This is a genomic window from Mycoplasma sp. Ms02, from assembly GCF_019720735.1.
Lineage (GTDB): Bacteria > Bacillota_I > Bacilli_A > Mycoplasmatales > Metamycoplasmataceae > Mycoplasmopsis.
Genome location: NZ_CP081302.1, coordinates 836,044 through 848,661, shown reverse-complemented (window position 1 = coordinate 848,661; position 12,618 = coordinate 836,044). Strand labels below are relative to the sequence as shown.

The 12,618-nt window shown below is 33.6% G+C and carries 8 protein-coding genes; 1 reads left to right on the top strand and 7 read right to left on the bottom strand.

Annotated features, from left to right (window positions below; genetic code table 4):
* Window position 1: 1 nt before the first annotated feature.
* Together K4L35_RS03300 and K4L35_RS03295 are read right to left on the bottom strand one after the other, a co-directional pair.
* Window positions 2-574, bottom strand: a complete 573-nt coding sequence (locus tag K4L35_RS03300) for a diadenylate cyclase (RefSeq protein ID WP_221617508.1) — start codon at window positions 572-574, stop codon at window positions 2-4.
* A 3-nt stretch (window positions 575-577) separates the two neighbouring features.
* A complete protein-coding gene (locus tag K4L35_RS03295; RefSeq protein ID WP_221617507.1) occupies window positions 578-808 on the bottom strand; it encodes a hypothetical protein in 231 nt (76 codons plus the stop codon).
* A gap of 96 nt (window positions 809-904) precedes the next feature.
* On the opposite strand from K4L35_RS03295, the gene pgk reads away from it, so the two are divergent.
* Window positions 905-2,089, top strand: coding sequence for a phosphoglycerate kinase (gene pgk, locus K4L35_RS03290; RefSeq protein WP_221617506.1), 1,185 nt, complete (start codon window positions 905-907; stop codon window positions 2,087-2,089).
* On the opposite strand, the gene K4L35_RS03285 is transcribed toward pgk, so the two are convergent.
* The 5 genes from K4L35_RS03285 to K4L35_RS03265 are packed head-to-tail and all read right to left on the bottom strand — an operon-like array spanning window position 2,078 to window position 12,618.
* The gene (locus tag K4L35_RS03285; protein WP_221617505.1) at window positions 2,078-5,170 is read right to left on the bottom strand and encodes a putative immunoglobulin-blocking virulence protein; all 3,093 of its coding nucleotides are present in this window, start codon (window positions 5,168-5,170) and stop codon (window positions 2,078-2,080) included. The two genes, pgk and K4L35_RS03285, sit on opposite strands and share 12 nt — an antisense overlap.
* Before the next feature lie 15 nt (window positions 5,171-5,185).
* The gene (gene mip, locus K4L35_RS03280) at window positions 5,186-7,453 is read right to left on the bottom strand and encodes an Ig-specific serine endopeptidase MIP (protein WP_221617504.1); all 2,268 of its coding nucleotides are present in this window, start codon (window positions 7,451-7,453) and stop codon (window positions 5,186-5,188) included.
* 23 nt (window positions 7,454-7,476) lie between these two features.
* Window positions 7,477-8,844: an MSC_0618 family F1-like ATPase beta subunit gene (locus K4L35_RS03275; RefSeq protein ID WP_221617503.1), complete on the bottom strand. Its 1,368-nt coding sequence runs from the start codon at window positions 8,842-8,844 to the stop codon at window positions 7,477-7,479.
* On the bottom strand, window positions 8,844-10,376 hold the full coding sequence (locus tag K4L35_RS03270) for an MSC_0619 family F1-like ATPase alpha subunit (protein ID WP_221617502.1): 1,533 nt from the start codon (window positions 10,374-10,376) through the stop codon (window positions 8,844-8,846). The genes K4L35_RS03275 and K4L35_RS03270 overlap by 1 nt, the downstream gene beginning before the upstream one ends.
* Before the next feature lies 1 nt (window position 10,377).
* Entirely contained in the window at window positions 10,378-12,618 is a 2,241-nt protein-coding gene (locus K4L35_RS03265; protein WP_221617501.1) for an MSC_0620 family F1-like ATPase-associated subunit, read from the bottom strand.

Here is a 12,618-nt window from a genome sequence, read left to right as displayed (position 1 = left end):
TTTAATCTTGTAAGTATTTAACTAATTGCTCTTGGAATTGATCTAATCTAACTTCAGTAATTGTTCCGTTTTTTGCAATTGAAATATTTCCACTTTCTTCTGAAACTACTACCGTGGTAGCATCACAAATTTCACTTATCCCCATTGCTGCACGGTGTCTTGAGCCATAACGGTTGTCCATGCTTTTTCTGGTGATTTTATAAAAAGTAGCAGCATAATAAATTTTGTTATCTCTAATAACAACAGCACCATCATGCAAAGGACTTTCTTTATTAAAAATCGAAATAAGTAAGCTTGATGAAATGTTGGCATTTAAAATTACTCCATCAGTTCTTAAATGATCGATGTTTTCGGTGTTCTCAATTGTTACGATTGCACCAATTTTATGTTTACTTAAAAATCCAACTGCTTCTCTTAGTTGGTTGATTAATCTAATTTGACTACTTCTGCCAAGCTTGTTATATTTTGTTTTAATTAACTTACCTTTAACAAAATTGACAATATAAGGAGTTATTAAAAGCCCTGCAATTAAAACTACAAAAACTAACACTAAAATCAATAAAAGAATTTCCATTTATTAAGCCCCTGTTCCTAAATACATTGCAAAAAGAACAATAGCAGTAATTGCTAAAACTGTTAATACAATTCCTAATACGCTTGAAATTCACTCAGTTTTAGTTCTGCTTCTTGATTTAAACATTAAAAACTTTGAAGATTCAGGTAAATAGTGTTCCTGTTGTGATTCAGCGTGTAATCTTTCTAAAAGTGCTTTTCTTTTGGCTATTAAAATATCGCTTTTTTGTGACATTATAACCCCCTCTAAACTTGCTTTTTTATATTATAAACCATAATTAATAAATGCATTTTTTTAAGTGTTATAATAATAAATAAATTAAGGAGATTTATGAAGAAGACTATTAATGATTTAAATCTAAAAGGTAAAAAAGTTTTAGTCAGAGTTGACTTTAACGTACCAATCAAAAACGGTGTTATTACATCAGATAAAAGAATTGTTGCTGCTCTTCCAACAATTCAAAAAATTGTTTCTGAAGGTGGAAAAGCAATTCTTTTCTCACACTTAGGACGTGTTAAAGAAGAAGCTGATAAAGAATCAAAAACACTTGCACCTGTTGCAGTTGAATTAGCAAAACAATTAGGACAAGACGTTAAATTCGTTGCTCAAACACGTGGAGCTGAACTAGAAGCTGCTGTTGCAGCAATGAAGGACGGGGATGTTTTACTTGTTGAAAACACACGTTTTGAAGACTTAAACGAAAAAGCCGAAAGTAAAAACAACCCTGAATTAGGTAAATACTGAGCTTCATTAGGTGATGTTTTTGTAAACGATGCCTTCGGGACAGCCCACAGAGCTCACGCATCAAACGTTGGTATTGCTTCAAATATTGCTGAAGCAGCGCTTGGTTACTTAATGGAAAAAGAAGTTTCAGCTCTTTCAAAAGCAATCGAAAATCCTGAACATCCATACGTTGCAATCATCGGAGGAGCTAAAGTTTCAGATAAGATCCAAGTTCTAGAAAACTTAGTTAAAATCGCTGACAAAATGATCATCGGTGGTGGAATGGCTTATACATTCATGGTTGCTAAAGGTGAAACAATTGGTACTTCATTATTTGAAGCTGATTACGTTGAATTAGCTAAAAAATTCCTTGAAACATACGGTGATAAAGTTGTTTTACCTGTTGATCACTTGGTTTCAGAAACATTTGCCGACACAACACCTGTTCTAGCTAAAGGAAACATTCCTGCTGGAATGATGGGTCTAGACGTCGGTCCAGAAACAAGAGAATTATTTGCAAAAACACTTGAAGGTGCTAAAACAGTTGTTTGAAACGGACCTATGGGTGTAACAGAATTCGAAAACTACAAAGAAGGTACACTAGAAGTTTGTCGTGCTATTGCTAAACTTTCAGGAGCTTACTCAGTTGTAGGAGGTGGTGACTCAGTTGCTGCTGTTCAAAAGTTAGGAATGGAAAAAGAATTCTCACACGTTTCGACAGGTGGTGGAGCTTCACTTGAATTATTACAAGGTCTAAAACTTCCTGGTGTTGAATCAATTCTAAACAAATAATTTACAAATTCGCTGTAGTGCAGCGTTTTTGTTTGCAAAAAAATCATTCACGTTCTGTGAATGATTTTTAATTCTAGTTTCCGTTGAACCCTGCAGCACTTGTAGTTTGTTCTGGATCAAATCCTTCAGGTTTGACAACGATATTAACGCCTGGATATAACTGAGATGCTCCTTGGCTTTGTTGCATTGCTCTTTGAACATTAACATCGTCAACATAAATTGTTTTTCACACTTTTCTTCCAGCTTGGAATAAGGCGTAAATTTGGGCCCTCATTGATCTCGAAGATCATCAATAGACCCTTTTAGGTAAAGAGCTCCAGTATTGTTTGTGAAAGTAATTTCAGCTTTTTCAGGACCTTTAAGTAATAGAGCAGTTCATTGTTGTTGTGTGATGTCGCTAAGATTTACAGTAAAATTAGGCGAGTTGTTATAAAGTTTTAATCTTTTAAAAACACGATCATACAAGGTCATACCCTTTAAGCTTTTGATAGATGGTATCATACCAAAATCTAACCCGTCTGGTCAGCCACCATCCCCAAAATAACCTTGGAAAATACGTTGATCTGCTTTTTGTACAAAAGCAATATTAAATCCGTTATTAATCTGCTGTAGACTAGAATCTCTAGCAAATCTAAGCGTTTGGAAAACGACTGATGAAGAAGCAGTATTGCCATCTTGAGCAATAGTGTTTAAGTTGCTGTAGTCAAAACTGATGTAATCAACATTTGATAATGAGTTAGGATCAATACCTCACTGTGGATTCGTTACATTGTCTCTTTTACTTGTGAAGATTTCCATTTCTTCAATATGTTTACCTTGTAAACCAATTAAAGAAGTTGTGTTGTAACCTTCAAAGTATAAAGATAATTTTTTAAGGTTGTCAGGTATTTTACTTAAAATATCCTTAAACTCTTGGTTTTCGTTTTTAAACCCAATATTTCTTACTGTTATACCATCTAGTGGTAAATTGGAAGCCTTAACTTTTTTCATAAACTCAACAAATGTCGCGTAACCTTGTGGGTTATTTGCGTCAAGAGTAACAATGGTAATTGTTGTATTTTTATCTACTACTGAGTCGTTACCTGTGTTAGGAACATAACGTTCTACTGTGATACCTAAACTTTCACCAGCACCCACCGATGTATATTCGTTTGTAACTGAACTTTTTGATCATCCAGGGTAATTTCCTTTAGAAATATCTGAAGGATTTCTTTGTCACTCACTTGAGTTTGAAAGAGTTTTTCTCTTATTGTCTGCAATCATTTTATTTCTAACAACATTTTTAGAGAGATCAGCAGGTCCATAACCACCACCAGTTTCATACCTTGTAAACCCTAAAATAGGGATAAGTCCATCGTTTGCAAATTTATTTTTATTCCTGTTATAGTCTTCGGTTCACATTTTAAACGCCTGAAACGGAGTGATTGGGTTATCGACTCACGTTTCACGAAAAACATTCATTTTTTCTAGTTTTTCATTTGTTCTTAAACCATCATTTTCAATGTAATTAACGTATTTATTTAATGCATATTTAAGTTCTTCAGCATTCAAATCTGGTTTAAAATTAGGATCTGGATTTATGTTGTGCAACTTTGTAAGAGCCGCTATCAATTTATTACGTTGTTCTTCCGTAAATTTAGATCCTACTGTTGTGTTTTGATTTAAAACATCAGTAAAATCTTTAAATACTGAATCTAATATTTGCTGTGTAGAACGATCTAAAGAACTTGGCGCAGGTTTAGGAAGTTTACTAAAATCAAGGTCCTTCAATCGACTTTCATCAACTCTTCCTGCTTGATTAACTGCTTTGTTAATTTTGTTTGTATCTAGCTTTGGAGCTTCGACTGGTTTAGGAGAAGGAGTTGGTTCTGGTTGAATCACAGGAGCTTCGGGTGTTGGTTCAGGTCTAGGCTGAGGTTCTTCTTTTGGTTCTTCAGGAGCAGGTGGAGCTGGTTCAGGATCTGGTTCAGGTTGTGGTTGTGGATCAATGAAAATCGGTTCTTCAGGAGTGTCTTCTATTGGTTGAAGAGGAGTTTCGTCTTCCTTAGGAGGTTCAATTTCTTTTGGTATTTGTTGAACATTAATTACAATAGTTCCTTCTATCGCTTGAACAACTTCTGCTTGATTTACTGCTAATTTATAGTTTTCGGGTAGATATCTTTCAACACTAATGTCTGTGCCTTGCTCGATATCTGCCAATCTCTCTACTTTCAATGTTGAACCTAGAGCTTTAAACTCTAAAATTGTTGTAACTTTGTTTACTACTTTTTCAATAGGTACAGTGAAGGGTTGACCTGCTTTTGGCGTTTGATTAAAACCTGTTTTAACTTTGTATCCTTGAGGAACGCCTGAAGCAAAATCAACAGGTTGGTTATCAACTGTTTTGAATTCAACTGTAGCGATCACCGTGCCTTCTTCAGAATAAGTTACAATCGTTGTAAATTTTTCCACAATTTTCTCTATTTGGTAGATATTTTCTTGACCCAAAACTGGTGTAGTAGGTGTTTTGTCAACAAACTTATACTTTGCTGGAAGATGTTCTGCTGGATCAAGTGTTGTTCCTAGTGGCGTTTCCTTGATTATTTCAAAAATTACTTTGTCACCTTCTTTATAGACAAGCTGGGTTCTTGTAGTAGTTGGTGTTAATTCAATTATATTCACTTGATCTTTAACTAATGAATATGAGTTGAGATTAAAGTTTTTATTAACAAGTTCTCATCTTAAAGGATCGGGAGCATCTTTAGTTAAATCAACACTTGATAAATGCCTTTCATCAACATTTTTTTCAAATCTTTTAATCTCTTCGTTATTTCTTGATTTGTCCACGAAAACAATTGTGATTTTTACTTCATGGTCTATTTTTGCAAGGTTATTATCTTTGTTACTGTTATTATCTTCTGTAATTTTTACATCTTGAGCAATTTGAGATCTAATTTGACGTTCAAAAATCAAAGACTTATCTTTGGCTTGATCATTATTGTTCATCAAATAAATAGCTGTTGCTGAAGCAGCTGAAACAGCTACTGATAAAACAGATACTGAAGCTATTAATAAGAATTTTTTCTTTTTGATTTTTATCATTTTAATCCTCTATTTTTAAAATAGGTAAGCAGACGGAATTTCTGCTGGACCATTTTTAAACAAGTTTGTTTTGTATTCTGAACCATAAGCAGCTAAAATTGCTTCACGAAAGGAAGTCCTTTGGTTTTTTCCTCCGCCATAAATTAAGTCATATTGTTCAAGATTGTAATTTCCATAAAAACCTTTGTAATTGATACCGTCGCTACGAAGGGCTTGAACAAATGAAGTACCTGTTGAACCAGAATTATCTCCAGTAGCATAGTTAATCCCGTAAATAGTATTGTTTATATCTCTAAACGACGAACCAGAAGCACCATTAAATGGTGCTCACGAAGAAGGATTAATTCCTAATCCGTAGTATAGATATTGATTTCCTTGGTATGGACTCGTTTTGTCTTTAACATTGTTGATCGAAAAAGCTTGATTATTCTCGCTATCAATCAGAGGTTGAGAAATTAGGATATCAGTTAGACCATGCTTATCAGCAAATGTTCTAAACGCTAACCCGTTTGAAAGACCGTTTCCAAAATCATGTGTAAACGGTTTTAAATCTCTAGGTTTATTCGTTCATAAACTTGTGGTGTTTTCGATATGAGCATGACTTGGATATTTTCAAGGAATGTCGTATTTTCCTAGTAGATAGTCGAATTTACCATTTGGAAAACCTACAGCGATAAAGTTAACATCAATTTTTGGAACTGAAATTAAGTTATCGTTGTAGTTAACTTCAACTTGTTCGCTTTTTACTTTTTCATAAATTCTGTCAATAGATTTTGTTGGAAATTTTATGTGGTTATCAGTATTATTTGCGTAATTTGATGTTGCCAGAGCTGCTATTGCCTGTGGATCATCAGAAAAAGATTGAGCAACATTACGATCAGTTTGAGCTGTATAGTTTTTAATGTCATCAAATTTGACCTCTAGAACAGCGAAGTCAGCCATTTCTTCAAGATCTTTGAATTTACTGTTTGAAGCTAAATAACTTTTAGGTGATGTTTTTAAAAAGTCGTTTGCTGCATAAATTAATTTGATATTCTTTGGTTCAAATCTGAATCTGTGAACTGTGTTGGCGTAGCTAGTGAACTCTAGTTGCTGTTCAAGTGGAGTTTCGTCACTAAATTTGTGCAATACAACTGAAGAAGTTGGAAACGTACTATTTTTCTCAAATTCTTTAATTTTGTCATTTCATTTATTTCACTCTATTAATTCATTTTTGAGTGCTACTGGATATTGTCTATTCAATTGATCTAAATTGTTTTTTAATTCTTCAAGCTTTCTTTTTTCTGAACTGATTAAATCTCTTGTTCTTGAAATTCTTTCAAGATCTGCAATTCTTTTTTCGTGGTCATCGATTTGAACTTTGAAAGGTTCAAATGCTTGATCCCATTTTTTTCTTGCTATTTTAATTTGGTTTTCAAGATTAAGCAATTCTTGCGATTGTGCCCTTGGATCAACGTAATTAGAGTAATTTGTGTTTTCATCTGGTTGATTTTTTACAATTTTTTCAGCAACGTGTAAGTTCGTAGCTATGTATCATGTCGTAGGGTAAGAGCCATCCTCAGTTGGTTTAAAATCTAAGATTCAGGCAGTACCAAATGACGATGTATGAATAGGTTGATCACCTTCTGAGTTTGTATTTGTAATTTGAATTGAAAACGTCTGTAAAGCAGCTTTTTTGTATAAATCATTGGCTAAATAACGTGATTTACCACCATTGAACAAAACAGCTTTTCAGTGAGCTATTTTTACTGGTGACTTGATAGGGTTAAGAACTAATCCATCTTCGTCATAGTAAGAAAAGTTTCTCAAATAAGCTTCACGGAATCTAGGTAGATTCAATAAATCTGCTTTTTCATCATAATCTTCCGTAGGTTCAAGTGGTACATCGATATTCAATGCTGAATCCACAGCATCAATATAAGCATCCATATCTAAACGATACTTCTTAGCTTCACTAAGCGAGTCATAAGTGATTGTATCCACAACAGGTCCAGTTGGGTTATTAGCTCTCGGTGTATTATCTCTTTCGGGTTGAAGTGCTAAATCGTTTTCGACGATTCCTTCATTTGCGATTGCTTCTTTTGTTTCTGTTGAAAGATTTTGGTTTGGGTTTTCTTGGTTGGTTGTAGTTGCAGATTCTTTTTCTGGTGTGGCTATTTTATTGCTATCTTGAGATTCTGTTTTTGAAATTTGGTTGTTGGTTTTCGAACTAGAACAAGAAGCTAAAAAAGTACTTAAACTTAAAGCTGTTGTTAAAACGAAAACACTTTTAAGACTTTTCATGATAGCTCCTTAATTTTTTATTGCTATTTTGTTTTTGTAATTAAGTCCTCTACTGATGCAATGTAAAGGAATTTGTTTGGGTTAACGTGAATAAATTCACCGTCTAGAATTCTTCTTACAGATCTAACTGTTTCTTTTAAAGGAACAAAGGCTCCTTTTTCATGTGTAAAGTGTTCTGTCATGAAGAAGTTTTGAGACATAAAGTTTTGAAGTTGAAGTGCTTTTTGAACTGTGGTTCTTGATTCTTCATCAAGTTCTTCAATACCAAGAATTAAAATAACGTCTTCAAGTTCTTTGTATCTTTGAAGCACTTTTTTAGCTTCAAGAATTGCTTGGTAGTGTTCTTCACCGATGATTGAAGGTGTAATGCTTGCAGAAGTTGATGCAAGTGGGTTGAAAGCAGGAAAAATGTTTTTTGCCACAACGTCACGAGAAAGTACAAGTGAACCAGATAAGTGATTGAAAACAGCTACAGCTGATGGATCAGAAAGGTCATCCATTGGTAAGAAAACGGTTTGGAAGGATGTGATCATTCCGTTTTCATTAGCAAATAAACGATCTTCAATTGCCGAAATATCAGAGTTAAGTGTTGCTTGATATCCACCTAATGATGGTTTTTTGTCAAGTGTTGTAGAAATCTCATTACCTGCTTGTAAGAAACGGAAAATGTTGTCGATGAAAAGTAGCACATTTTCTTTTTCTTGATCACGTAGGTATTCTGAAGCAGTAACACCGATTGGAACGATGCTCATTCTCGATCCTGAGCTTTCGTTCATTTTAGAAATGAACATAATTGAGTTGTCCATTAGATTTGAAGCTTTAAGGTCATCATAAAGTTCAATAGCTTCACGTGAACGTTCTCCAGAACCAATGAAAACTGATGCTGTTTTTTCGATTGTTTTTTGTAGGTTGAAAATGATTTCTTTCATTAAAACTGTTTTACCAACTCCAGCTCCACCAAAGATTCCGATTTTTGAACCTTTTAGGATAGGGATGAAGAAGTCGATAGCCTTAATACCTGTTTCAATGATCTCAGGCTTAAATTCATAGTTTGTATTTTTAACAATTGTTGAGTCCATTTCAACGTATTTTTGTTTTTTAGTGCTATCAATCAGTGATTTTCCGCTGTAGTCAAAGATGTGACCTTTTGATGTTTGTCCAACAGGAACGCTGAATGATTTGTGATGAGAAATTACTTCTTCATCGATTGAAATTGGGTTTTGAGCATCAATTAAAACAGCATAAAGTGTTTGTTCATCAATGATTTTTTTAACAATCAAAACAGCTTTTGAATCTTTTGTTTCAACTAAAGTGTTGATTTTAGGTAGAGCTTCACCGTTGTACTTAACTTCTACCATGTCTGTTCAAATTTTAGAAATTTTTGCAGCCATTATTTCTCCTCTATTAAGCTAACGATTTTAGCCATGTTTTCTTTTGAAAGTTTAACGAAATCTCTTGTTGTTGTAATATTTCAATCTAAGTTAAACTCTTGTGCAAATTGTTTTGTTACAAATGCAAAATATGCACCAACTGCTTCATCATCCACTTCTTGATTATTCATCATTAATTCATATGCGTTTTTGGATACAGGATCTACTTGGATTAAAGCGTCAATAAATTTAAGAGCAAGAGCGATGTTGTTTACATCTTTCAAAATATTTCAAGTAATTAATTTTGAAGTCATGAACATCGTGTGTTCGTGGTAGTAGCTTGCTCCTTTTTGTGTAAACATTCCTTCGATTAATAGACCATTTCTAATTAATGTATTGGTTTCTTCGTTAAGGTCATATTTTAATGAAGCAAGTTTTGTTTGCTTTTTGAAGCTTTTGTATAACTTTCCAATTTCACGAATTGGTCTTGACATGTAAGGTTTTGTAACTTGACCACCAATACGACTAACCGAAAGTTCAACATCGATCGCAGGTAATTTACCGTTTGCAAAAATATCTGTGTTTGTTACCAATTGACCGTCAGTAATTGAAATCACGTTAGATGCAACTAACGAAGTAATATCATTTTCGACTGTTTGAAGAATTGGAAGAGCTGTAATTGTTTTACGGTTTTTAAATTTACCACTTCTTTCAAGTAATCTTGAGTGAGCAAAGAACATATCACCTGGGAAAGCTTCTTTACCAACTGATTTGTTTGTTAGAAGGGCGATTTCACGATAGATATTGGCATGGTTTGTTAAATCATCAAAAACGATTAAAACGTCATGATCTTTAGATAAATTTTCAGCATGTGCCATACCGATATATGGAGCTAAGAATTGTGTATAAGGGTTATTTGCAGGCGCACTTACAATCATTGTGTAGTCTAAAGCATCATGTTTTTTTAGAAAATCGTAAACTTCTGAAACTTGTGTATGTTGTTGACCAATTGAAACATAGATACATTTAACATTTTCACCTTTTTGATTGATGATTGCATTCAGAGCAATGAATGATTTACCTGTTTTACGGTCTCCTAAGATTAATTGTCTTTGACCTTTTCCAATCGGTGTAAACATATCAACCAAAACATAACCTGTTTTTAACTGCTCTTTTAATGGTTGATAATCCATTAGAAAGTTTGGTTTGTTAAAAGGTAAAGAAGTTTGCTCTAAGTATTTAACGCTTTGTTGCTTACCTGCAGGGTATAAAACATTCCCGTGAATATCAAGGATTTTGCCAAAATGCTCTAAACTTGTGTAGACTGTATCTTGTTTTGTTGAAGGAACAATTTCAGCCCCTATACTTAACTTATCACCTGTTGCGTTGGTTAAAAAGTAAGCACGGTCTTGGCTAGCAGAAATTAGAACTAACTTTACACTTGCATCACTTACAAGTTCAAAGTTTTGATTTTGTTGGTAGTTAAATTTACCGTCTGCTTCGATAATGTAGTCAAATATAGCTGAAACTACCACTTTATTTTTCTGTGACATTTTATAATCCTCCTAGACCTAGAACAACCATAACTATTGTTGCAATTAAGGTTACACCCATTATTGAAGCAATTGCAATTGGTTTTTTCTTGTCTTTAATTATTTTCTTTTTAGATAGGCGAATAAATAGTGCTGTTGCAGCTAGTAATAACCCTGAAATTAATCCAAAGAATAAAGCTACTTTAGCAATAAGTTTTTTATTTGTGTTTGGTTGTTCATATTGAGATAAACTCAATTCTTTGTAACCTTTTTCAAAACGTGCTCTTACTTCGTTTTCTGTCTTGAAGTCTACTTGTTTATCTTCAGTTAAGTAAGCTAAGTTTAAAAATTGCTTTTGAATTTTTTCAATTAAAACTAAAAGTCTTGAGTACTCTGAAGTAGCGTCTAATGAACTAAAGATTGCTTCACCTTTTAGTTTGTCAATATCCAGTTTTAAGACTTTCAATCCTTGTTCGTATTTTTCGATGTCGAAGTTTGCTTGTTTGAAGTTAAATTCGACTGTTTTAGAGATACTTTTGGCTCTTTCTACGAACTTGTCAAAAACATTTCCAAATGTTTCTGCTAAGTTGCTTCAGTATCCGATGTTGTTTATTGTTGATAATCTAATTGCACTTAAGAAAAGAATTTCGACCTTTCTTAAGAATTCTGAACTTTCGTTGGCTTCATATAATTTTTCAAAGCTTGGTGCGTCCATTGATTGAATACTTTGGTAATATTGCTCAATTAATCCATTAAGTAGTGAATCAAAATCTTTGCTTTCTGTAATTCTTAGAGTTTGGAAAACCATATTAAATACTGTTTGAGCTAGCTCTTGGCTACCTAGTTTTGTTACTTGGATTTTTTCATCTAATCCCAGTGCTTTATAGAATTTTAAGTATGTTAGTTCAATTTTTCTAGAAGCTAATTGCTCTGCTGCTGCATGGTTCTTTGTATATTTTTGACGTTTAGTCAAATCAGTAATATAACTACCTTGTGAATCAGGTTTGACAGTATCTTTAATAATTGCATCCACAACAAGTTTTCCATTTTGATTTCTAACTTCTGTTACGTTATATTTGTAACGAGTGTTGATTGGGTTTTTAAATCAAAAACGTTCTGTGTTTTCGCTGTATTTACCTAAAATACGCGTAGTTTCTACGTTGTAGTCTCGATAACTTAGTTTAGCATTAAGCCTTGGAATGTTTTCTGGTTTTGATTTGATTGCTTCTGTTAAATCTTCAAACGGATCATCAATCGGATCTTCTGATGGAAGAACGATTGGTGGTTCAGGTGGGGTTGGAGTTGGTTCTGGTTCTTGTTCGTTGTACTCTTGGTTTTTTTGAATGTCATATTGTAATCAACGATCACTAATTTTTTCTTTTACATACTCATCTCACGTTGAATAACCTGCTGGGACACTAAGGTCAGGTGAGATTGCATCTTCAGGCAGAACTCAACTTGTATTGTCGTTAACAACTGGCATATCATCTACATTAACAAGAATATCTCTATATCTTGATAAAGCATCTTTAAAATAAGATGAAGTTTGCTTTAATAACTCTTCTTGATTGATGAAATTTTGAGTAGGTTCTTCTTGTTTTTCGATTGTTCCACTTCTTTTTGCAACTTGAGCAGCATAATCAGTTTCATCTGTTTTTCCAATAATTATGTTTGAAAACTCATTTTTTCCAATTGTTATAGTTCCAAAGTTGTACTCTTGTTCACGACCAATAATTTTCGGGAAAATTACTTCAAGACCGAATTGATTTGGGTTTTTAATAATCTCTTCTTTATTAGACTTCAAGAAGCTCATTACTTTTTTGTAGTAAAGAGCTTTTGATAAGTTTTTGTGAACATCAAATTCTGGTTTTTCTTCATCTGATTCTGGACGATCTGGCGCATCAGGTGAATTTGGATCTACATCAATGTCTAATCCTGTTTCACTTTCTTCCGATAATTTTTCGTCTAATAATTCTGAAGCCCTTCTGTTAAGAGTTGCGATTGATTTATCAATAAAGTCACCAATCGCTTCTTTAAACATTTCGTTTTGTTTTTCTGCAAAAGAATCAAATTCAGGATCAACTTGTCTTGGTACATCTGGTACTTCAGGCGTACTTGGTACTTCAGGAGAACTTGGAGTTTCAGCCCCTTCTGTTAGGTTTGTGTTGACTGTTGTAGTTGTGGCCGAAACTGTGATAATCGCGAGTGGACTAAGGGTTGCACTTAAAAGCAGTAACTTTGATAAATGTTTTTTAATTTTCAT